Annotated in this window: 18 protein-coding genes; 8 read left to right on the top strand and 10 right to left on the bottom strand. The window is 61.6% G+C overall.

Features of this window, described 5'->3' with window-relative positions; genetic code table 11:
* Positions 1–49: 49 nt before the first annotated feature.
* Positions 50–784 carry a phosphoadenylyl-sulfate reductase gene (locus ACIOUG_RS22125; protein WP_401068672.1) on the bottom strand — a complete coding sequence of 245 codons (735 nt, stop codon included), beginning with the start codon at positions 782–784 and terminating at the stop codon, positions 50–52.
* A 163-nt stretch (positions 785–947) separates the two neighbouring features.
* On the opposite strand from ACIOUG_RS22125, the gene thrH reads away from it, so the two are divergent.
* Positions 948–1,565, top strand: coding sequence for a bifunctional phosphoserine phosphatase/homoserine phosphotransferase ThrH (gene thrH / locus ACIOUG_RS22120; RefSeq protein ID WP_003223261.1), 618 nt, complete (start codon positions 948–950; stop codon positions 1,563–1,565).
* A gap of 117 nt (positions 1,566–1,682) precedes the next feature.
* On the opposite strand, the gene pabB is transcribed toward thrH, so the two are convergent.
* The 4 genes from pabB to ACIOUG_RS22100 all read right to left on the bottom strand — a co-directional run bounded on the left by pabB (position 1,683) and on the right by ACIOUG_RS22100 (position 6,300).
* Positions 1,683–3,026 (bottom strand): aminodeoxychorismate synthase component I, encoded by a 1,344-nt coding sequence (pabB, locus tag ACIOUG_RS22115; protein ID WP_401068670.1) that lies wholly within the window; start codon positions 3,024–3,026, stop codon positions 1,683–1,685.
* 210 nt (positions 3,027–3,236) lie between these two features.
* Positions 3,237–4,223, bottom strand: a complete 987-nt coding sequence (locus ACIOUG_RS22110) for an alpha-L-glutamate ligase-like protein (RefSeq protein ID WP_108591205.1) — start codon at positions 4,221–4,223, stop codon at positions 3,237–3,239.
* Positions 4,223–5,758 (bottom strand): inactive transglutaminase family protein, encoded by a 1,536-nt coding sequence (locus ACIOUG_RS22105; protein WP_401068668.1) that lies wholly within the window; start codon positions 5,756–5,758, stop codon positions 4,223–4,225. The genes ACIOUG_RS22110 and ACIOUG_RS22105 overlap by 1 nt, the downstream gene beginning before the upstream one ends.
* Positions 5,759–5,763: 5 nt before the next feature.
* On the bottom strand, positions 5,764–6,300 hold the full coding sequence (locus ACIOUG_RS22100) for an ATP-dependent zinc protease (protein ID WP_401068666.1): 537 nt from the start codon (positions 6,298–6,300) through the stop codon (positions 5,764–5,766).
* Positions 6,301–6,650: 350 nt separating this feature from the next.
* Here ACIOUG_RS22100 and ACIOUG_RS22095 point away from each other — a divergent pair, with 350 nt between their 5' ends.
* From ACIOUG_RS22095 to prpD, 6 genes are all read left to right on the top strand, one after another.
* The gene (locus ACIOUG_RS22095; RefSeq protein ID WP_401068681.1) at positions 6,651–7,373 is read left to right on the top strand and encodes a GntR family transcriptional regulator; all 723 of its coding nucleotides are present in this window, start codon (positions 6,651–6,653) and stop codon (positions 7,371–7,373) included.
* Complete coding sequence (gene prpB, locus ACIOUG_RS22090; protein ID WP_041067638.1) at positions 7,370–8,260, top strand: methylisocitrate lyase; 891 nt, start codon at positions 7,370–7,372, stop codon at positions 8,258–8,260. Before ACIOUG_RS22095 ends, prpB begins: the two co-directional genes overlap by 4 nt.
* A 142-nt stretch (positions 8,261–8,402) precedes the next feature.
* Entirely contained in the window at positions 8,403–9,530 is a 1,128-nt protein-coding gene (prpC, locus tag ACIOUG_RS22085) for a 2-methylcitrate synthase (protein ID WP_401068664.1), read from the top strand.
* 179 nt (positions 9,531–9,709) lie between these two features.
* Positions 9,710–12,304 (top strand): Fe/S-dependent 2-methylisocitrate dehydratase AcnD, encoded by a 2,595-nt coding sequence (gene acnD, locus ACIOUG_RS22080; protein ID WP_401068661.1) that lies wholly within the window; start codon positions 9,710–9,712, stop codon positions 12,302–12,304.
* A 54-nt stretch (positions 12,305–12,358) separates the two neighbouring features.
* Entirely contained in the window at positions 12,359–13,561 is a 1,203-nt protein-coding gene (gene prpF, locus ACIOUG_RS22075) for a 2-methylaconitate cis-trans isomerase PrpF (RefSeq protein ID WP_401068659.1), read from the top strand.
* A gap of 297 nt (positions 13,562–13,858) precedes the next feature.
* Positions 13,859–15,343 (top strand): 2-methylcitrate dehydratase, encoded by a 1,485-nt coding sequence (prpD, locus tag ACIOUG_RS22070; RefSeq protein ID WP_401068658.1) that lies wholly within the window; start codon positions 13,859–13,861, stop codon positions 15,341–15,343.
* Positions 15,344–15,366: 23 nt separating this feature from the next.
* Here the strand turns inward: prpD and ACIOUG_RS22065 are convergent, their stop codons facing one another.
* From ACIOUG_RS22065 to ACIOUG_RS22050, 4 genes are all read right to left on the bottom strand, one after another.
* A complete protein-coding gene (locus ACIOUG_RS22065; protein ID WP_401068656.1) occupies positions 15,367–16,689 on the bottom strand; it encodes an AAA-associated domain-containing protein in 1,323 nt (440 codons plus the stop codon).
* Between the two features lie 14 nt (positions 16,690–16,703).
* Entirely contained in the window at positions 16,704–18,449 is a 1,746-nt protein-coding gene (locus ACIOUG_RS22060; RefSeq protein WP_401068655.1) for an ABC transporter permease, read from the bottom strand.
* 277 nt (positions 18,450–18,726) lie between these two features.
* Positions 18,727–19,455 (bottom strand): alanyl-tRNA editing protein, encoded by a 729-nt coding sequence (locus ACIOUG_RS22055; protein WP_401068653.1) that lies wholly within the window; start codon positions 19,453–19,455, stop codon positions 18,727–18,729.
* A 40-nt stretch (positions 19,456–19,495) separates the two neighbouring features.
* Positions 19,496–20,416, bottom strand: a complete 921-nt coding sequence (locus ACIOUG_RS22050) for a DMT family transporter (protein ID WP_401068651.1) — start codon at positions 20,414–20,416, stop codon at positions 19,496–19,498.
* An 82-nt stretch (positions 20,417–20,498) separates the two neighbouring features.
* On the opposite strand from ACIOUG_RS22050, the gene ACIOUG_RS22045 reads away from it, so the two are divergent.
* Entirely contained in the window at positions 20,499–21,908 is a 1,410-nt protein-coding gene (locus ACIOUG_RS22045) for a PLP-dependent aminotransferase family protein (RefSeq protein ID WP_401068649.1), read from the top strand.
* Positions 21,909–22,022: 114 nt separating this feature from the next.
* Here the strand turns inward: ACIOUG_RS22045 and ACIOUG_RS22040 are convergent, their stop codons facing one another.
* Entirely contained in the window at positions 22,023–22,841 is an 819-nt protein-coding gene (locus tag ACIOUG_RS22040) for a pyruvate, water dikinase regulatory protein (RefSeq protein WP_003223283.1), read from the bottom strand.
* Between the last annotated feature and the right edge of the window lie 169 nt (positions 22,842–23,010).

Here is a 23,010-nt window from a genome sequence, read left to right as displayed (position 1 = left end):
TTTCGCGAGCAAGCCCGCTCCCACAGGGAGGCATCATTGAGGCGGAGATTTACGCCTTGCTGATGATATTCCCCGCATGTAATCCGCATTCTTTCTGCGTCGCCTCTTCCCACCACCAGCGGCCTTCGCGTTCATGCTGGTTCGGCAGCACCGGGCGGGTGCAAGGTTCGCAGCCGATGCTGATGAAGCCGCGTTCATGCAGGCTGTTGTACGGCAGCTCGAGCATGCGGATGTAGCCCCAGATCTCTTCGCTGGACATCTGCGCCAGCGGGTTGAACTTGTACAGGGTGCGCTCCGGTGTGGAGAACGCGGTGTCGATTTCCAGCACCGCCACGGCGCTGCGGGTGCCGGGGCTCTGGTCGCGGCGCTGGCCGGTGGCCCAGGCTTTGACGCCGGACAGCTTACGGCGCAGCGGCTCGATCTTGCGGATGCCGCAGCACTCGCCATGGCCGTCCTTGTAGAAGCTGAACAGGCCTTTTTCCTTCACGAACGGTTCGAGTTTCGTGTAGTCCGGCGACACCAGTTCGATATCGATCTTGTAGTGCTCGCGCACTTGATCAATGAAGCGATAGGTCTCCGGGTGCAGGCGGCCGGTGTCGAGGCTGAACACCTTGACGTTCTTGTTCAGCTTCCAGGCCATGTCCACCAGCACCACATCCTCGGCGCCACTGAAAGATATCCACAGCTCGTCACCGAACTCGGCGAACGCGAGTTTCAGGATGTCCTGTGCGGATTTGTTGGCATAGGTCGTGGCGAGTTCCACGACATCGAATGTTGGGCTCATCAGGGCGGCTTCCTACAGGTCGGTGGCGCTGGGCGCTCTATATGGCGGCGATGTTAACAAAAAGCGGCGGCGCAGGGGGCTTCCGCTGCGTTGCGCGGTGGCGGGGGAGCCGCTAGAGTTCGGGCTCGCTCGACTCAATAATCACTACAAACGGGAGTGTCTTGTGGAAATTGCTTGCCTGGATCTTGAAGGGGTACTGGTGCCGGAAATCTGGATCGCCTTTGCCGAAAAAACCGGAATCGAATCCCTCAAGGCCACCACCCGGGACATTCCCGATTACGACGTGCTGATGAAGCAGCGTCTGCGCATCCTCGATGAGCATGGTCTGAAGCTCTCGGACATTCAGGAAGTGATCGCTACCCTCAAGCCGCTGGACGGCGCGGTGGAGTTCGTCGACTGGCTGCGCGAGCGCTTTCAGGTGGTGATTCTCTCGGACACCTTCTACGAATTCTCCCAGCCGCTGATGCGTCAACTGGGCTTCCCGACTTTGCTTTGCCATCGGCTGATCACCGACGACAGCGGGCGGGTGACCAGCTATCAGCTACGTCAGAAAGATCCCAAGCGTCAGTCGGTGCTGGCGTTCAAGAGCCTGTACTACCGGGTGATTGCGGCCGGTGATTCGTATAACGATACGAGCATGCTCGGCGAGGCGGACGCGGGGATTCTGTTCCATGCGCCGGACAACGTGATTCGCGAGTTCCCGCAGTTTCCGGCGGTGCACAGCTTTGCCGAGCTGAAGCAGGAATTCCTCAAAGCCTCCAACCGCGACCTGTCCCTGTAAACCAAATCCCTCTGTAGGAGCTGCCGCAGGCTGCGATCTTTTGATCCTGTTTTTAAAAAATCAAAATCAAGATCAAAAGATCGCAGCCTTCGGCAGCTCCTACAGGGGTTGTGTCATTCAGAGGTTTTGCAGGGTTTCGAGGAGGATCCTAACCTTGGTAATCGACTCCTGATACTCCGCCTGCCAGTCCGAGTCGGCCACGATTCCGCCACCGCCCCAGCAACACACCTGCCCATCCTTGACCAACAAACTGCGAATGGCGATCGAGCTGTCCATCTCGCCGCGTACGTCCAGATAAAGCAATGAACCGCAATACAACCCGCGCCGGGTCGGTTCCAGTTCGTCGATGATCTGCATGGCGCGAATCTTCGGTGCGCCGGTGATCGAGCCACCGGGGAAGCTGCCGGCGATCAGATCCAGCGCATCGCGATCCTCCGCCAGCTCACCGGTCACGCTGCTGACCAGGTGATGCACGTTGGGATAGCTTTCCAGGCTGAACAATTCCGGCACCCGCACCGAGCCGATGCGACAGGTGCGACCGAGGTCGTTGCGCAGCAGGTCGACGATCATCAGGTTTTCCGCGCGATCCTTGGGGCTGGCCAGCAGTTCGGCGGCGTTGGCCGCGTCTTCGGCGGGCGTCAGGCCACGCGGGCGGGTGCCTTTGATCGGGCGGGTTTCCACTTGGCGCTGGCTGACTTTGACGAAACGCTCCGGCGACAAACTCAACACCGCGTCGCCGTCGGGCAGGCTCTGGAAGCCGGAAAACGGCGTCGGACAAGCCTCGCGCAACGCGCAATAGGCCAGCCACGGATCACCCTGGCAGGTTGCGCGGAAACGCTGGGCAAAGTTGACCTGATAGCAGTCGCCGGCCTGGATGTATTGATGAATGCGCTCCAGCGCCTGGCGATAGTCGTCCGGCGAAAGGTCGGCAGTCATCGGCGTGTTCAGCTTGAACGGCGTCAGCGTCGCCGTTGCCGGTTGGCTGAACAGCGCGATCAAGCGTTGCTGCTCACTGGCGGCCAGTGACGGGTGAAACACCAATTGGCTGGTGGCGGTCTGGTGATCACTGATCAGCGCCCAGGCGTACAGACCGAACCGAGCGTCGGGCAATTGCAGATCATCCCGGGCCTGGCTCGGCAGGTGTTCCAGATGCCGGCCGAAGTCGTAGCTCAGGTAGCCGATCAGGCCGCCGGCGAACGGCAGTTCATATTCCACAGGCAGTTGCGCTTCGCCCAGACGGCTCAGATTATCCCGCAGGCGTTGCAGGAACAGGCTGCCGCTTTCGTCGGGCAACACCGCCAGTTGTTCCAGCGGCCAGGCGCTGAGCAGGTCATAACGGCCGCGGTCGGCGCTCGGCCGGCCGCTGTCGAGCAGCACGGCGCCGGGCGCATGGCGGATGGCCGCGAAGTAGTCGGCGGGGTTGGCGCGGTAGGGCAGCGGGTGTACGGAACAGGTCAACATGGGCGGGGCAGATCGGCCATCGAGGCGGGGTGGGGATTGTAGTCCTCTGCGGGAGTTGCTCCTAGAGGGGATGTCGGGGATGAGCAGATCCGCAGCGGCTGACGAGCAACCTGTGGCGAGGGAGCTTGCTCCCGCTGGAGTGCGAAGCGCTCCACAAAATCTTACGACTGCTGCGCAGCCGAGCGGGAGCAAGCTCCCTCGCCACAGGGATCAGCCCTCGACCGCCGGTATATGCCCAAACATTTCCTGAGTGAACGCCACCCGCTCTTCAACCGACTCGGTCACCCCACGCGCCTTCAGCTCTTCCAGATGCGCCTCGACCGCGTGCGTACGCTGGGTCAGCCCGCAATCGTTGGCAATCTGGATATTCAGCCCCGGCCGCGCATTGAGTTCGAGAATCAGCGGGCCTTTCTCCTGGTCCAGCACCATGTCCACGCCGATGTAACCCAGCCCGCACAGCTCATAACAGCCGGCGGCGAGTTTCATGAAGCCGTCCCAGTAAGGCAGTTGCACGCCGTCCACCGCGTTGGTGGTGTCGGGGTGTTTGTTGATGATGTTGTTCAGCCAGGTACCGCGCAGGGTCAGGCCGGTGGCCAGATCGACACCGACACCGATGGCGCCCTGGTGCAAGTTGGCCTTGCCACCGGACTGGCGGGTCGGCAGGCGCAGCATGGCCATCACCGGGTAGCCCATCAGCACGATGATGCGAATGTCCGGCACGCCTTCGTAGCTGATGCTCTTGAAGATCTGATCCGGGGTCACCCGGTATTCGATCAGTGCGCGGTCGCGGTGGCCGCCCAGCGAATACAGGCCGGTGAGGATGCTCGAGATGTGGTGCTCGAGTTCTTCGTGGGCGAGGATCTTGCCCGAGACCGTGCGATAGCGGCCCTCGAAGCGGTCGGCGATGACGATGATGCCGTCACCGCCGGCGCCCTGGGCGGGCTTGATCACGAAGTCGTTGCGCCCGCCGATGATCTCGTCGAGCTTGTCGATTTCCTTCTCCGTGGAGATCACGCCGTACAGTTCCGGCACATGAATGCCGGCCTCGATCGCGCGCTCCTTGGTGATGATCTTGTCATCGACAATCGGGTACAGGCTGCGCTTGTTGTACTTGAGCACGTAGTCGGCGTTACGCCGATTGATGCCCATGATGCCCCGCGCCTCCAGGGCCTTCCAGGTCTTCCAGAAACCGAACATCAGGCGTCAGCCTTCTTCAGGAAGGCCTTGAAACGCACCAGCTCGGTCAGGCGGTAGCCGCGATAGCGACCCATCGCCAGCATGAAGCCCACCAGAATCAGCAGGATCGCCGGGAAGGTGAACACGAAGTACACCAGCTCCGGCACGGTCATGATCAGGTGCGCCAGCGAGGCGGCGAACAGCGTGCCGATCGCCACTTTCAGCGCATGGCTGGCGCCGCGTTCTTCCCAGGTGATCGACAGGCGTTCGATGGTCATGGTCAGAATCACCATCGGGAACAGCGCCACCGACAGACCGCGCTCCAGGCCGAGCTTGTGGCTGAACAGGCTGATCGCTGCGATCAGCACCACGACAAAGGTCAACACCACCGACAGGCGCGGCAGCATCTGCAGCTTCAGGTGTTCCAGGTACGAGCGTAACGACAGGCCCAGCGCGGTGATCACGGTAAACAGCAGGATGCCGAAGCCCAACTGCGTTTCGCGGAAGGCCAGGGCGATCAGCACCGGGGTGAACGTGCCGAGGGTCTGCAGGCCGATCAGGTTGCGCAGGATCAGGATCACCAGCACGCCGATCGGGATCATCACCATGATCATGAACGTCTGCTGGGTCTGCAGCGGCAGGCCGTACAGGGAGTATTCGAGGAAGTTGGCGTCGGTGTTTTCGTCGGTCAGCTTGGCCAGACGAATCGCGTTCATCTCGCTGTTGTTGAGGCTGAAGGTCACGTTGGCTTTCTTCGCGCCCTCGATGGTGATCAGGTTTTCGTCACCGGTCCACCACAGCAGGCGGTCGGTCGGCAGGCCTTGCTCGCCGGATTCCGGGTTGAAGTACAGCCAGTCGTTGCCATTGAAGCTGCGCAGCCACAGTTCCGGGGTTTGCGGTTGATCGGCGACGAGGCGGATGGTGTGGACTTTTTCCACCGGCACATGAGCGATGGACAGCAGCAGCTCGACGATTTTCGCTTTGTGCGCGGTCGACGGATCGCCGGCCAGCAGCAATTTCACATTGTCATCGTTGGCGTTGTTGACGCGTTTGATCGCTTCGCCGATGAAGGTTTCAACGTCGGCCGAGTGCTGGCGAATCGGCGCGAGCAGGGCTTCGGCGGCGATTTTTTCCGGGCCTTCGATGGCGATGCTGTCGCGGAAGGTCGGGCCTTTGATCTTGGATTTTTCCGCGGTGTAGCGTTTGGTCAGCACCAGACGGTAATAAAGGGTCTGGTTGCCCTTGGCCCGGCGCGCCGACCAGGTGACCTTGCGGTTGCCGTCGACGCGGTTGACCGCCACCCCGTAGTTATTGGAGATGAAGCTTTCGTTGAGGCTGACGTAATCGCGGCTCAGCGGTGGCACGAACATCTGGACCTTCACCGGGTCCTTGGTGCTGGCGACGAACTCGACTTTGGCGTCGATGTTCCACAAGTCGTCGGTGGCGTCTTCGGTCACCGGGATGCCGAGCACGAAAATCTGATAGGCCGTAACCGAAACGCCCAGGAGCACCAGAATGGTGATCAGGATTTTCAGGTGGAAGGTTAGAGAACGCATGGAAATTACTCGGCGGTATGAGCGGCGATGGTGCAGGCGGGTTTGCCGGCAGCGTATTTAAGACTGGGGTCGACCAGCGCGTCGAAGCGTTTCAGGGCTTCGGAGCCGATCAAAAGCGGGTATTGGAACGCACTTCGGTCGGTCAGGTTCACTTCGATGCTGCGCAGCGCCGTGCCCATGCAGATATCCAGCTCGATCACCGGGCGCGCGGTGTACTTCTTGCCTTCTTCCGGGTCGTAATCGCCGGCGCGGCGTTTGATCTTGCTGACCCGGGCCAGCGGCCGTTCGATCGGGTGCGAATGCGCAGCGTCGATCGCCAGGTAGAAACGCACCCAGGACTCGCCGTTACGTTTGAAGCGTTTGATGTCGCGGGCACTCAGCGAGGCGGTTTTGGCGCCGGTGTCGAGTTTGGCCGCGACTTCCAGATTGATGCCGTCAAGCGAGGCGTATTCGTTGAGGCCGTACACAGTTTTTTCCCCCGCCGTGGCGAGGCCGGGCAGGCAAAACAGCGCAAAAAATGTGGGGAAGGGCTTGAGTCTCATAAATCCTGGTGCGCAGCGTTCCGTTTTCGGTTCAGGTTCCTGGCAATAAATACTGCGCAAGCCCCTTCGTGTGCCTATCAGCTTTTTATGACAAGCCGTACAAATGGCCAGCAAATGCGGGCGGCATTCTAGCACGGTGGTTTTATGGCGCCAGCGCTGGGGCCGGTCTGTAAAAGATCAAAAGATCGCAGCCTGCGGCAGCTCCTACAGGAATCAATGTAGGAGCTGCCGCAGGCCGCGATCTTTTTGGCTTATTAGACGATTGTCGACAATGTCTATTTATTCTTTGACTGTCGCCGGCGAATTGACTACTTTTTGCCGCATTGGATTTAAAGGTGTCGACAATCATGCTGGATCAACTCGATCCCCCGGTCATCAGTGGCGATGATTCCGAAACGCTTTCGGAAAACGTCTTCCGGCGTATCCAGGCGGCCATCGTCAAAGGTGAGATCGCCCCGGGCAGCAAGATCTCCGAGCCTGAACTGGCGCGCACCTATGGCATCAGTCGCGGGCCGCTGCGCGAGGCCATTCATCGGCTGGAGGGCCAGCGCCTGCTGGTGCGCGTACCGCATGTCGGCGCGCGGGTGGTCTCGCTCAGCCACGCCGAACTGCTCGAACTCTATGAAATCCGTGAATCCCTTGAAGGCATGGCCTGCCGGCTGGCGGCCGAGCGCATGAGCGCCGAAGACATCGACGAACTGCGCCGGGTGCTGGAAACCCACGAACGCGACGCTGCGTTTCAGGCCGGCGTCGGCTACTACCAGCAGGAAGGCGATTTCGACTTTCACTATCGGATCATTCAGGGCAGCGGCAACCGCACGCTGACGCAGATGCTCTGCGGCGAGCTGTATCAACTGGTGCGCATGTACCGCATCCAGTTTTCCACCACGCCGAACCGGCCGCGTCAGGCCTTCGCCGAGCACCACCGGATTCTCGATGCCATCGCCGACCGTGACGGCGAGCTCGCGGAATTGTTGATGCGCCGCCACATCGGCGCCTCGAAACGCAACATCGCCCGTCATTACCAGGACGGCGCCGACAATAAGACAGCCACTGAACGAGGTGAGTCATGAGTTCCAAGCAGAACACTCCAGGCCAGCGTTTCCGCGATGCGGTCGCCAGCGAGCATCCATTGCAGGTGGTCGGCGCGATCAACGCCAACCACGCGCTGCTGGCCAAGCGTGCCGGGTTCAAGGCGATCTACCTGTCCGGTGGCGGGGTGGCCGCAGGTTCCCTCGGTGTGCCGGACCTGGGCATCACCGGCCTGGATGACGTGCTCACCGACGTGCGGCGCATCACCGACGTCTGCGACTTGCCGCTGCTGGTAGACGTCGACACCGGTTTCGGCGCCTCGGCGTTCAACGTGGCGCGCACCGTCAAGTCGATGATCAAGTTCGGCGCGGCGGCGATTCACATCGAAGACCAAGTCGGCGCCAAGCGCTGCGGCCACCGTCCGAACAAGGAAATCGTCACCCAGCAGGAAATGGTCGATCGCATCAAGGCCGCCGTCGATGCCCGTACCGACGACAGTTTCGTGATCATGGCGCGCACCGACGCGCTGGCGGTTGAAGGTCTGGAATCCGCCCTGGATCGCGCCGCGGCGTGCATCGAGGCCGGCGCCGACATGATCTTCCCGGAAGCCATCACCGAGCTTGAGATGTACAAGCTGTTCGCCAACCGGGTGAAGGCGCCGATCCTCGCCAACATCACCGAGTTCGGCTCGACGCCGCTGTACACCACCGAGCAACTGGCCGGCGCCGACGTGTCGCTGGTGCTGTACCCGCTGTCGGCGTTCCGCGCAATGAACAAGGCCGCGGAAAACGTCTACACCGCGATCCGCCGCGACGGCACCCAGCAGAATGTCATCGACACCATGCAGACGCGCATGGAGCTTTACGATCGCATTGACTACCACACCTTCGAGCAGAAGCTCGATGCGTTGTTTGCCGCTAAAAAATGAAGATCAAAAGATCGCAGCCTTCGGCAGCTCCTACATGAACCGCATTCCCCTGTAGGAGCTGTCGAGTGCAACGAGGCTGCGATCTTTTGCCAACACCACCGTAATTGCAGATTCCCTAACAAATTCAAGATTGGAGACAGCAATGGCCGAAGCAAAAGTACTCAGTGGCGCCGGGCTCCGGGGCCAGGTTGCCGGGCAAACCGCATTGTCCACCGTGGGCCAGGCCGGTGCCGGGCTGACCTATCGCGGCTACGACGTGCGTGAACTGGCGGCAGACGCGCAGTTCGAAGAAGTCGCGTACCTGCTGCTGTACGGCGAGCTGCCGACCCAGGCGCAACTCGACGCTTACCAGCAAAAGCTGAGCAAGCTGCGCGACCTGCCGCAGGCACTGAAAGAAGTGCTTGAGCGCATTCCCGCCGACGCCCACCCGATGGACGTGATGCGCACCGGTTGCTCGTTCCTCGGCAACCTCGAGCCGGAGATAGACTTCTCCGAACAGCGCGACAAGACTGACCGCCTGCTGGCCGCATTCCCGGCGATCATGTGCTACTGGTATCGCTTCAGTCACGATGGCAAGCGCATCAACTGCGTCAGCGACGAGCCAACCATCGGCGGCCACTTCCTGCACCTGCTGCACGACAAGAAGCCGAGCGAACTGCACGTCAAAGTGATGAACGTCTCGCTGATTCTCTACGCCGAACACGAATTCAACGCCTCGACCTTTACCGCTCGCGTTTGCGCATCGACCCTGTCCGACCTGTATTCCTGCGTCACCGCCGCCATCGGTTCGTTGCGTGGCCCGCTGCACGGCGGCGCCAACGAAGCGGCGATGGAAATGATCGAGCGCTTCTCGTCGCCGGAAGAGGCGATCAAAGGCACCCTCGGCATGCTCGAGCGCAAGGACAAGATCATGGGCTTCGGCCACGCGATCTATAAGGACAGCGATCCGCGCAACGAGGTGATCAAGGGCTGGTCGAAAAAACTTGCCGACGAAGTCGGGGACAAGGTGCTGTTTGCGGTTTCCGAAGCCATCGACAAGACCATGTGGGAGCAGAAAAAACTGTTCCCGAATGCCGACTTCTACCATGCCTCGGCGTATCACTTCATGGGCATCCCGACCAAGCTGTTCACGCCGATTTTCGTCTGCTCGCGCCTGACCGGCTGGGCTGCGCACGTGTTCGAGCAGCGCGCCAATAACCGCATCATCCGTCCAAGCGCCGAGTACATCGGCGTCGAACAGCGCAAGTTCGTGCCAATCGAACGTCGCTGAATGGTGAGGGCCAGCCACAAAGCGTAACCCCTGTAGGAGCTGCCGAAGGCTGCGATCTTTTGATCTTGATCTTGATCTTGAAAAACAATATCAAAAGATCGCAGCCTTCGGCAGCTCCTACAGGGATCGGTGTGGGGGCCTTCACCCTTTGAAACTACCGTGACCCGAGTCCTGACCCGATGAACACAGAATTCCGCAAAAACCTGCCCGGCAGTTCCCTGGATTATTTCGACGTCCGTGCGGCGGTCGAGGCGATTCAGCCCGGCAGTTACGACACCCTGCCGTACACCTCCCGCGTGCTGGCGGAAAACCTTGTGCGTCGCTGCGACCCGGCCACGCTCACCGACTCGCTGAAACAACTGATCGAGCGCAAGCGTGACCTCGACTTCCCGTGGTTCCCGGCGCGCGTGGTGTGCCACGACATTCTCGGCCAGACCGCGCTGGTCGACCTCGCCGGCCTGCGCGATGCGATTGCCCTGCAGGGCGGTGACCCGGCGCAGGTCAACCCGGTGGTGCCGACGCAACTGATCGTCGACCACTCGCTGGCGGTGGAGGCGGGCGGTTTTGACCCGCAGGCATTCGAGAAAAACCGCGCCATCGAAGATCGGCGCAACGAAGACCGTTTCCACTTCATCAACTGGACCAAAAAAGCCTTCAAGAACGTCGACGTGATCCCGCCGGGCAACGGCATCATGCACCAGATCAACCTGGAGAAAATGTCTCCGGTGATCCAGGTGCGCGACGGCGTGGCATTCCCCGACACCTGCGTCGGCACCGACAGCCATACCCCGCACGTCGATGCGCTGGGCGTGATCGCCATCGGCGTCGGTGGCCTCGAAGCCGAGAGCGTGATGCTCGGCCGCGCCTCGTGGATGCGCCTGCCGGAAAGCGTCGGCGTTGAACTGACCGGCAAGCTGCAACCGGGCATCACTGCCACCGACATGGTGCTGGCGCTGACCGAGTACCTGCGCAAACAGAAAGTCGTCGGCGCGTGGCTGGAGTTCTTCGGCGAAGGCGCCTCGGCGCTGACCCTCGGCGACCGCGCGACCATCTCCAACATGGCCCCGGAATACGGCGCCACGGCCGCGATGTTCTACATCGACCAGCAGACCATCGACTACCTGAAACTCACCGGTCGCGAAGACCAGCAAGTGCAGCTCGTCGAGCAGTACGCCAAGCTCAACGGCCTGTGGGCCGATAGCCTGAAAGGCGCGCAATACGAGCGCGGCCTGACCTTCGATTTGTCTTCGGTGGTGCGCAACATGGCCGGCCCGAGCAACCCGCACGCCCGCGTCGCGGTGTCGGATCTGGCGGCCAAAGGCATCTCCGGGCAGTGGGATGACGTGCCGGGGCAAATGCCTGACGGCGCAGTGATCATCGCCGCCATCACCAGCTGCACCAACACCAGCAACCCACGCAACGTGATCGCCGCAGGCCTCTTGGCGCGCAATGCCAACAAGCTTGGGCTGACGCGCAAACCGTGGGTCAAATCCTCGCTGGCGCCGGGTTCGAAAACTGTGGCGCTGTACCTCGATGAAGCGGGGCTGACCAGCGAGCTGGAGCAACTTGGTTTCGGTGTCGTCGCATTCGCCTGCACCACCTGCAACGGCATGTCCGGCGCCCTCGATCCGCTGATCCAGCAAGAGATCATCGACCGCGATCTGTATGCGACTGCCGTGCTTTCCGGCAACCGCAACTTCGACGGGCGCATTCACCCGTACGCTAAACAGGCGTTCCTCGCGTCGCCGCCGCTGGTGGTCGCTTACGCCATCGCCGGGACCATCCGTTTCGACATCGAGAAAGATGTGCTGGGGGTGGTCGACGGCAAGGAAATCCGCCTGAAAGACATCTGGCCGAGCGACGAAGAAATCGACGCGGTGGTGAAATCGTCGGTGAAGCCGGAGCAGTTCCGTCAGGTCTACATTCCGATGTTCGCCGTCCATGAAGACACCGGCCCGAAAGTCACGCCGCTGTACGACTGGCGCGAGATGAGCACCTACATCCGCCGTCCACCGTATTGGGAAGGTGCGCTGGCCGGCGCGCGGCCGCTGAAGGGCATGCGCCCGCTGGCGGTGCTGCCGGACAACATCACCACCGATCACCTGTCGCCCTCGAACGCGATCATGCTCGACAGCGCCGCCGGTGAATATCTGGCGAAAATGGGCCTGCCGGAAGAGGACTTCAACTCCTACGCCACGCACCGTGGTGACCACTTGACCGCGCAGCGCGCCACCTTCGCCAACCCGAAACTGTTCAACGAAATGGTCCAGGAAAACGGCAAAGTCAAACAGGGTTCGCTGGCGCGGGTCGAGCCGGAAGGCCAGGTCATGCGCATGTGGGAAGCCATCGAAACCTACATGGAGCGCAAGCAGCCGCTGATCATCATTGCCGGCGCCGACTACGGTCAGGGTTCGTCCCGCGACTGGGCGGCGAAGGGTGTGCGGCTGGCGGGTGTCGAAGCGATCGTCGCAGAAGGTTTCGAGCGCATCCACCGCACCAACCTGGTGGGCATGGGCGTGTTGCCGCTGGAGTTCAAACCGGGCACCGACCGCCACACCCTGGCCATCGACGGCAGCGAAACCTACGACGTAATCGGCGCCCGCACCCCGCGCGCCGACCTGACGCTGGTGATCCACCGCAACAACGGCGAGCGCGTTGAAGTGCCGGTGACCTGCCGTCTGGACACCGCTGAAGAAGTGTCGATCTACGAGGCCGGCGGCGTGTTGCAACGCTTCGCCCAGGACTTCCTCGAAGAGTCGGCGGTTGCTGTTTAAATCTACTGATACAGGCGTGAGGTCCCCATTTCACGCCTGTGGTTAAGGAGCACCATGGCTCACGTAGCTAATTTCGCACCGCAGATCAAAATCCCCGCCACCTACATGCGCGGCGGCACCAGCAAAGGGGTGTTTTTCAGCCTCAAGGACCTGCCCGAAGCCGCGCAGGTTCCCGGCCCGGCCCGCGATGCCTTGCTGCTGCGGGTGATCGGCAGCCCTGACCCCTACGACAAGCAGATCGACGGCATGGGCGGCGCCACTTCGAGCACCAGCAAAACCGTGATTCTGTCGAAAAGCAGCAAGGCCGATCACGACGTCGATTACCTGTTCGGTCAAGTCTCCATCGACAAGCCGTTCGTCGACTGGAGCGGTAACTGCGGCAACCTCTCGGCGGCGGTCGGTTCGTTCGCCATCAGCAACGGTCTGGTGGATGCCAGCCGCATTCCGCACAACGGTGTGGCGGTGGTGCGCGTGTGGCAGGCCAACATCGGCAAGACCATCATCGCCCATGTGCCGATCACCAACGGCGAAGTGCAGGAAACCGGTGATTTCGAACTCGACGGCGTGACCTTTCCGGCCGCCGAAGTGCAACTGGAGTTCATGGACCCGGCAGCGGAAGAAGAGGGTGGCGGCGGTTCGATGTTCCCCACCGGTAACCTGATCGACGAGCTGGAAGTGCCGGGTGTCGGCACGTTCAAGGCGACCATGATCAACGCCGGGATTCCGACGATTTTCGTCAACGCCGCAGACATCGGCTACACCGGTACCGAGCTTCAGAGCGCGATCAACGGCGATCCGCAAGCGCTGCAGATGTTCGAAACCATCCGCGCCTACGGTGCATTGCGCATGGGCCTGATTGCGAATCTGGACGAAGCGGCCAAGCGACAGCACACACCGAAAGTCGCGTTCGTCGCCAGGCCTGCGGATTATGTGGCGTCCAGCGGCAAGGCGATTGCTGCCGCTGATGTGGATCTGCTGGTGCGCGCATTGTCGATGGGCAAACTGCACCACGCGATGATGGGCACGGCGGCGGTGGCGATTGGCACGGCGGCGGCGATCTCCGGGACGTTGGTCAACCTCGCGGCGGGCGGTGTCGAACGCAACGCGGTGCGCTTCGGCCATCCCTCCGGGACGCTGCGCGTAGGCGCCGAGGCCAGCCTGGAAAACGCTGAGTGGGTGGTGAAAAAAGCCATCATGAGCCGCAGTGCGCGCGTCCTTATGGAAGGCTACGTGCGCATCCCCGGCGACGCCTTCTGAGCCAACACCGAACAAAACTGTGGGAGCGGGCTTGCTCGCGAAAGCGGCGCACCAGGCAATAGAGATGTCGACTGACACGACGCCTTCGCGAGCAAGCCCGCTCCCACACTGGATCATTGCGACCGATATATCCCTGTAGGAGCTGCCGCAGGCTGCGATCTTTTGATTTTGTTTTTGCAGATCAGGATCAAAGGATCGCAGCCTTCGGCAGCTCCTTCAGTGAGTGCATTCAATAATAAAAAATTGCCAGCCTGAACCGAGGTCCCATCAACGAACCACTGCAAGAGTGAATCGAACATGAGCGCCAACGTCGACCTGAACAACCGCCCCGACTACGACCGTGTCCTGCAGGACATCGCCGATTACGTCCTCACCTTCACCATCGAATCTGCCGAAGCCCTCGACACCGCCCGTAACTGTCTGATGGACACGTTGGGCTGTGGCCTGCTGGCGCTGCGTTTTCCCGAGTGCACCAAACACCTCGGCCCGCTCGTCGAGGGTACCGTGGTGCCGTGCGGGGCGCGGGTGCCGGGCACGTCGTATCGCCTCGACCCGGTGAAAGCCGCGTGGGACATCGGCTGCATCGTGCGCTGGCTCGACTACAACGACACCTGGCTCGCCGCCGAGTGGGGGCATCCGTCGGACAACCTCGGCGCGATTCTCGCGGTGGCCGATCACCTGTCGCAGAAGCGTATCGCCAACGGTGAAGCGCCGCTGACAGTGCGCGACGTGCTTGAAGCGATGATCATGGCCCATGAGATTCAAGGCGTGATCGCCCTGGAAAACTCCTTCAACCGCGTCGGCCTCGACCACGTTCTGCTGGTGAAAGTCGCTTCGACCGCTGTCACCGCGAAACTGATGGGCGCCAATCGCGAGCAACTGCTGTCGGCGTTGTCCCATGCGTTTGCCGATGGTCAGGCGCTGCGCACCTATCGCCATGCGCCGAACGCCGGGTCGCGCAAATCCTGGGCGGCGGGGGATGCGACCAGTCGTGGCGTGCGTCTGGCGGACATCGCCCTGCGTGGCGAGATGGGCATTCCCGGCGTGCTGACGGCCAAACAGTGGGGCTTCTATGACGTGTCGTTCAGCCACACCAACAACGATCTGGCGCTCAAGCCTGAAGGCAAACGCGCCTTCAGTTTCTCGCGGCCCTACGGCAGTTACGTCATGGAAAACGTGCTGTTCAAGATCAGCTTCCCCGCCGAATTCCATGCGCAAACCGCCTGCGAAGCAGCGGTGACCTTGCATCCGTTGGTGCGCAACCGCTTGCATGAAATCGACCGCATCGTCATCACCACCCACGAGTCGGCGATTCGCATCATTTCCAAGGTCGGACCGCTGGCCAACGCCGCCGACCGTGACCACTGCCTGCAGTACATGACCGCCGTGCCGCTGGCGTTCGGCAACCTGCTGGCCGAGCAGTACGAAGACGACTTTCACGCCGCGCACCCGATCATCGATGTGCTGCGCGAGAAGATGGTCATCGTCGAAGACCCGCGTTTCACCCGCGAGTATCTGCAGGCCGACAAGCGTTCGATTGCCAACGCGGTGCAGGTGTTTTTCAAGGATGGATCGAGCACCGAGAACGTGGTGGTCGAATACCCGATCGGCCACCGTCGCCGCCGCGCCGATGGCATCCCGTTGCTGGAGGACAAGTTCAAGGCCAACCTGGCGACGCGTTTCACCCACCAGCGCAGCAACGAGATCTTCACCCTGTGCATGGATCAGCAAGCGCTCGAAGCCACGCCGGTCAATCGCTTTGTCGAGCTGTTCGTGATCTAGGCCAACGCCAGAGGTGTCGCGGGCTACAGGCTGCCCTCGACATCTTCCAGGCTGAAGGTTTCGGTGTGGTCGTCGTAGGAGAAAATCTCCGCGTAACGCCCCCAGGCGATCACCACTTCAAGGGTTTTCTCGACGAACGCTTCGGTCAGCGAATCCTGCAGCTCCTGCTCGAAACGCACCCGTGGCGCACGGTGACCATTGCGTTCCAGCAGCACCTGACGGATGCGTGCGGCCAGCGGTACATGGCGAATCAGGTGTTCGGCGAACAGGGTTTTGCGCTCTTGGGTGCCGTAGTCGGCAAACAGTTTGCCGGCCTCGGTCAGGCTGATGTCGGCGCCTTTGAGTTCGGCGAAACCGAGGTGTTCGATCATCTCGGCCACCGGGAACAGATCGTCGACTTCCAGCAAGCGTCTCTCGGCCACGGTGGGCAGGCCGGCGTGGCCGTTGTAGGGTTCGGCGGCGATCGTTTCGATCAGACCGGCCATCAGGTTGGTCGAGACTTCCGGCAGCGGGCTGCTCATTTTCAGCTCGGGTTTACCGACGCTGGCATCGGCGCTGCGCCGGTCGGTCATCTGCGCGTAAATGTCATCGACCATCTGCCGGAAGTCCGGATCGAGACGGTTGCGGGGGTGGGCGAACGGCACTTTGATTTCCGCTACCACTCGCCCCGGGTTGGACGACAACACCAGAATGCGGTCGCACATCAGCACCGCTTCTTCGATGTTGTGGGTGACGATCAGGATCGACTTGATCGGCAGTTGCTTGCCGCTCCACAGGTCCAGCAGATCCGTGCGCAGGGTTTCGGCGGTCAGTACGTCGAGCGCCGAAAAGGGTTCGTCCATCAGCAACAGGGTCGGGTTGACCACCAGGGCGCGGGCGAATCCGACGCGCTGGCGCATGCCACCGGAGAGCTCGCGCGGGTAGGCGTTTTCAAAACCGTCGAGGCCGATCAGGTCGATCGCCGCCAGCGCCCGTTTACGCGCAGCCTTGCGCTCGACCTGCAAGGCTTGCAGGCCGGCCTCGACGTTTTCCAGCACGGTCAGCCACGGGAACAATGCAAAGGTCTGGAACACCATGGCCACGCCTTCGGCCGGGCCGTGCAGCGGTTGCCCGTTGTACAGGACAGTGCCCGACGACGGTTCGATCAGCCCGGCAATAATCCGCAGCAACGTCGACTTGCCCGAGCCGGAGCGGCCGAGCATGCCGACGATTTCGCCCTCGCGCAGGGTCAGATCGACCCCGCTGAGCACTTGCAGTTCTTCCTTGCCCTTGCCAAACACCCGGTTCACATCGCTGAGCGAATAGATTTCAGGGCTGGCGGCGGTTGGTTCGGTGTAGGTATTCATCGCGGCAAGTCCCGTCAGTTCAGGCGCAGTTTGTTTTCGGCCACGGCGTACATCGGCCGCCAGACCAGTCGATTGAAGGCCACGACAAAGATCGCCATGACCACCACGCCGAGGGTAATTTTCGGAAAGTCGCCGGCGGCGGTGGTCTGGGCGATGTAGGCGCCGAGGCCGTGGGCGACGACTTTGTCCTGCCCCCAGGAAACGAATTCGGAGACAATGCTGGCGTTCCACGCGCCGCCCGAGGCAGTGATGGCGCCGGTCACGTAATACGGAAAAATCCCCGGCAGCATCACCTTGCGCCACCACAGCCAGCCGCGAATGCGGAAGTTGGTCGCGGCTTCCTTGTAGTCGTTGGGGAAGGCGCTGGCCCCGGCGATCACGTTGAACAGGATGTACCACTGGGTGCCGAGCACGATCAGCGGGCTGAGCCAGATGTCCGGGTTCAACTGGTAGCGCAGGATGACGATGACGAACACCGGGAACAGCAGGTTCGCCGGGAACGCCGCGAGGAACTGCGCCAGCGGCTGGATCTTCTCCGCCAGTGCCGGGCGCAGGCCGATCATCACGCCGAGCGGCACCCAGATCAGCGAGGCGATGAGGATCAACCCGGCCACCCGCAGCAGGGTGAAGAACCCCAGCAGCAACACATGACCGACTTCGCCCAGTGTCACCTCGCTGCCGACATACAGCACGATGTGATACAGCGCATAAGCGGTCAGCAACCCGATCAGCGTGCCCCAGACCCAGTCGATCATCTTCGACGTCGCCGGGTTGTCCGAGGCAATCGCCTGACGCGCCGCGCGTGGCAGGCTCAAACGCATGTTGCCCAGCCGGCTGATGGCGCGGCTGAACGGGCGCAGCAGGCGCTGGATCAAGCGGGTGCGCTGGATCAGATTGAGCACCCATGACTCCGGCGCGGCGGTCTGCGAGGCGGTGTTCTCCATGCGGAACTTGTCGGCCCAGGCCACCAGCGGGCGGAACAGGAACTGGTCGTAGATCAGGATCACCACGATCATCGTCAGGATCACGTAGCCCACCGCGTGCAAGTCTTGCTGCGCGATGGCCAGCGCCAGGTACGAGCCGATGCCCGGCAAGGTGATGGTCTGATCACCGACGGTGATCGCCTCCGACGCCACGACGAAAAACCAGCCACCGGACATGCTCATCATCATGTTCCACACCAGCCCGGGCATGGCGAAGGGCACGTCGAGTTTCCAGAAACTCTGCCAGCCGGACAGTTGCAGGTTGGTCGACACCTCCAGCAGATCCCGCGGCAACATGCGCAGCGACTGGTAGAAGCTGAACGTCATGTTCCACGCCTGACTGGTGAAAATCGCAAAGATCGCGGCAAACTCCGCGCCGAGTACCCGGCCGGGAAACAACAGCAGAAAGAAGGTCACGGTGAACGAGATGTAACCCAGCACCGGCACCGATTGCAGGATATCGAGCACCGGCACCAGCAGTTTTTCCGCACGGCGGCTCTTGGCCGCCAGGGTGCCGTAAAGCAGAGTGAACACCAGCGCCGCAACCATCGCCGCGAGCATGCGCAGGGTGGTGCGCATGGCGTATTCCGGCAGGTTGCCGGGGTCGAGGGAAATCACCTCGCTCTGCAACGTGGCGATCGGTGCCCAGGTTTCCCGGGCGGTGATCGAGAAAAACAGCAGGAAGCCGATCACCAGCGGCATGGCGATCAGGTCCCAGCGATTGGGCAGCAAGCGCCGGGTGGTGGCCGGGATGTAGTGACGGAACACTTTCTTCATACGCAGTGATTCCAGCGGTTTGCAAAGGGGCGCGGCAGCCTGAGCGTAGCTTCTGTCTGCACGACCCACCGAGAATGAGCGGGTGCTCGTTCTTCAGGTTCAAGTGGGCAGTGAATGTTGCGGGCCCGCTGAATCATCGGGCCAGAAGGGCGGGCGCATCCGGTTTGCGAACCGGATGGGCTGCTTGCGCGGATTGTATGTTTGGCGATGTTACAAAGACGTAAAGAACCTGTCGGGTTTGGGTGAAGAAATTTTCATCCGCTCCAGGGTCGGCAACTCAGGCAAAGCGCAGGGTCACCCGGCGATTGTGGCGGCTCTTCTTCTCGATCTTTTCGCAATACACCCGGCCGATTTCCCGAGTGTTGTGCACATGGGTGCCGCCGCAGGGCTGGATGTCGACGCCGCTGACCTCGACCATGCGCAAGTTACCCTGAATGGCCGGTGGCTTGACCGTCTTGCAGGCGGTTTTCTCCAGCAACGTGGGGTATTCCGAGGCGGGCATCGACAGCACATTGACCGCGCAACCTTGCTCGATCAACGCGTTGAGGTCGCGGGTGATGCGGTCCTTGTCGAGGCTCATCTCCGGCAGATCGAAATCCAGTCGGCCCTTGTCGGCGCTGATGCCGCAGCCGGTGACCGGCGCCTTGATCAGCGCACCGAGCAGATGCAGGCAGGTGTGCATCTTCATGTGCTGATAGCGCCGCTCCCAGTCGAGGCTGGCGTTGAGCAGTGCGCCGGTGCACAACTGCGGCGGGCACTCCTGCACCTGATGCCAGATGATCGACGGCAGCAGGGGATCGCGCAGCGTCCCGGTGACCGCGATTCGCGTGCCGTCTACCAGGCTGAAATGCCCGGTGTCGCCCGGCTGCCCGCCGCCGGTGGGATAGAACAGCGTATGTTCCAGCACCACGGCCTGATCGACCACGGCGATGACCCGGGCACCAAAGGCGCGCCGGTAGGGTTCGCTGTTGTACAGGCTGAGGGTTTCCATGGTGTGTACCGACATTTGAACCTCCAATGTTCAAAGTTGCGTGTGGTGGGTGATTTCAACGCTTGAGCGGTAGCTTGGTGATGGCGAAACCGGCGAGCAGGATCGCCGAGTACAGCATCAGGTCCCGGGAGATCGGCGTGCCTTCGTACCAGGCGCCGATGAGCAGGGCGAACACCGGGAAGATGATGAAGACGAACGACAGCAGCACCGGGCTCAGGCGTTTGAGCAGGATGAAATACACGACGAAGCCGCCCACCGACGCCACCAGTCCGAGGTAGAGCAGGGCGCCCCATGAGCGGGCGCTCACGTCGTGGAATACCGGCGCTTCCAGATTCAAGCCGACAATAAATAACATCAGCCCGGCGATGCCGATCGGCAGGGTGTTGTAGGTGATCACGCTGATCGCGCTGCCGTGCTTTTTGGTCACCACGTAGCACAGCGCATGCAGGATCGCCGCAGACAGAATCGCCAATACGCCGAGCCATTCCGCCTGATCCAGATGCAGACCCTGGCTGCGAATGATCATGAACAGACTGGCGAAACCGATGGCGATACCGAGCATCTGCGTGGGGAGAATTTTCTCGCGCAGGAACAGCGCGGAAAACATCAGGATAAACACCGGCATGCAGCTGAACAGCAGCGCGGTCAGACCGGACGAAACGTGCATTTCGCCGTAGTTGAGCAGGTAGTACGGCAGGCTGAAGTACGACAGCGTGACGAACACGAAAAACCAGCGGCTCTGCCGTGGGAACAGCAGCGGTTCCTTGCGCAATACGGCAAAGCTCAGGAACAGCGGAAAGGCGATCAGAAAACGCAGGCCCGCGGCGGTCAGTGGCGGCACGCTTTCCACGGCAATCCTGATCCCCAGCCACGTGGTGCCCCAGCTCAGGCAGACGATCAGAAACAACGTGCTGGTGAGCAATCCGGCGAGCCAGGGTTTGCTGGCGTTCAACGGTGCGCTGATGGCTGTCGACATGCTGGGTGCTCCGCATTGACCCGGTTGTTGAAAAGGGTTATCCCTGATTGAACCTGTTTTCAGCACGCTATTCGGGGCGACAATGACTGTCAAAGTAAGTATTGCCATGGTGTCAATCCTCCGCGACGGCCTCGCCAACGGGGTCGGCGTGAAGTACAAGCGCCTGGCAGATGCGGTGCAGCAGGCCATCGCCGAAGGCGTGATCGCGGCGGGAGCAAAACTGCCGCCGCACAGGCTGTTGGCCGATAGCCTGGGCGTGACCATCGGCACCATCAGTCGCGCTTATGGCGAGCTGGAGCGGGTCGGTCTGGTGGTGGCCCGGGTCGGCGATGGCACCTATGTGCTTGAGCGCGGAATGGAGCGGCCGCAGGACAAGGGCTTTCGCAATGTCAGTGATGAGCCGCGCGCCTGTTTCGACATGAGCCGCAATCAGCCGATCCCCGGGCAGGAAGCGGCATTCATGAGCCAGACCCTGCACAGCCTCGCCAGTGATCCGCGCGGCTTGCAGCAGTTGACCGGTTACACCGTCGAAAGCGGTTTGCTGCGGCATCGGCAGGCGGGGGCTCGCTGGTTGAGTCATGGCGCGTTTCAGCCGCACGCCGATCAGGTGTTGTGCGTCAATGGCGGCCAGCATGGCTTGCTGTGCGCCTTGATGGGCCTGCTCAAGGCCGGCGACACGCTGGTCACCGAGCATTTGACTTACCCGGGGCTGATCAGCGTCGCGCGTCAGTTGGGGATCAAACTCATCGGTGTCGCAATGGATGACGAAGGGCTGCTGCCGGCGGCGCTGGACGACGTCTGCCGTCAGCATCGTGTCTCGGCGCTGTACTGCACGCCGACGATTCAGAACCCGACGGCGGCAGTCATGTCGGTGCCACGGCGCGAGGCGATTGCCGAGATCTGTCGCCAACACAATCTGCTGATTTTCGAGGACGACGCGCATGCGGTGCTGGCCCGCGAGCGGCCGTTGCCGCTGAGCCATTTCGCCGCCGAGCGCGCGGTGTTGATCGGCAGTCTGAGCAAAGCGGTTTCAGCGGGGCTGCGGGTCGGTTATCTGCACGCGCCGCAGGCGCTGATCGGGCGCCTGAGTGCCGCGATTCGCGGCACCTGCTGGATGGCCAATCCGCTGGCGATGGAACTGGCGAGCCGCTGGATCGACAACGGCATGGCCGAGCGTTTGCTGGATGAACAGATCAACGAAATCGGCCGGCGCAAGGCGCTGGTCGCGCCGGTGTTGGCGGGGCTCAATTACAAGGCGGATGCGCATAGCCCGCACTTCTGGATCGAGGTACCGCAACTGTGGCGTGCGTCGCAGATTGCGGCGGAGCTCAAGGAGAACAACTATCTGGTGGCCACCGCCGAGGCATTCGCGGTCGGGCATGCGGCGGTGCCACAGTTCATTCGGGCCAGTGTGTGCAATGCGGTGGGGGATGATCGGTTGTTGCTGTCCGGGTTCGAGGCCCTGGCGCGGGCATTAACGGAAACCGTGTAAGCGTTCTTCGCGAGCAAGCCCGCTCCCACATGCGATCGCATTCCAATTGGAGGAACTCGATCAACCTGTGGGAGCGGGCTTGCTCGCGAAGGCGTCAGAACAGACGCCACAAATCTATTTGAAACGCCGCTCCACGCCTTTCTCCACGAGAATCTTCGCCGAAATCTCTTCCACCGAAAAATGCGTGGAGTTGATGTGCGGGATGTTCTCGCGGCGGAACAGGTTTTCCACTTCGCGCACTTCGAATTCGCACTGGGCGTAGCTCGAATAACGGCTGTTGGGCTTGCGCTCGTTGCGGATCGCGGTGAGGCGGTCCGGGTCGATGGTCAGGCCGAACAGCTTGTGCTGATGCGCGCGCAATGCCGTCGGCAGGGTCAGGCGCTCCATGTCGTCTTCGGTCAGCGGGTAGTTGGCCGCGCGGATGCCGAATTGCATTGCCATGTACAGGCACGTCGGCGTCTTACCACAACGCGACACGCCCACTAGTATCAGATCGGCCTTGTCGTAATAGTGGGTGCGCGCGCCGTCGTCGTTGTCGAGGGCGAAGTTCACCGCCTCGATGCGCTCCATGTAATTGGAGTTATGCCCGATCGAATGCGACTTGCCGACGGTGTAGGAAGAATGCTCGGTCAGTTCCTGTTCCAGCGGGGCGAGGAAGGTCGAGAAAATGTCGATCATGAAACCATTGGAGGTCGCGAGAATCTCACGGATGTCCTGATTGACAATGGTGTCGAAGATAATCGGGCGCATGCCGTCGGTTTCGGCGGCTTTGTTGATTTGTTGTACCATGGCCCGCGCTTTGTCCGCGTTGTCGATATACGGCCGCGTGACTTTGCTGAAGGTAATGTTTTCGAACTGCGCCAGAAGGCTTTGACCCAGGGTTTCGGCAGTGATGCCGGTGCCATCGGAGATAAAGAAAGCAGATCGTTTCATTTGCACCTTGGGCCTTAAGCTAAAGAGTATTTCTGGATATGATAGGCGCGATTTGCCGGCCGCCATTGGCCCGCATTCTCACTTATTTTCCAGGTCCAGGCCATACAGCCGGCCAACGCTCCCCCGAGCCGCCGGTTTCTGAGCTTTTCCAACACAGTTAGTGGAGAGA

The sequence above is a fragment of the Pseudomonas sp. NPDC087803 genome, from assembly GCF_044742995.1.
Classification (GTDB): Bacteria; Pseudomonadota; Gammaproteobacteria; order Pseudomonadales; family Pseudomonadaceae; genus Aquipseudomonas.
Note: the sequence above shows the minus strand (reverse complement) of the source record. Positions and strands in the feature narration are given on the sequence as shown.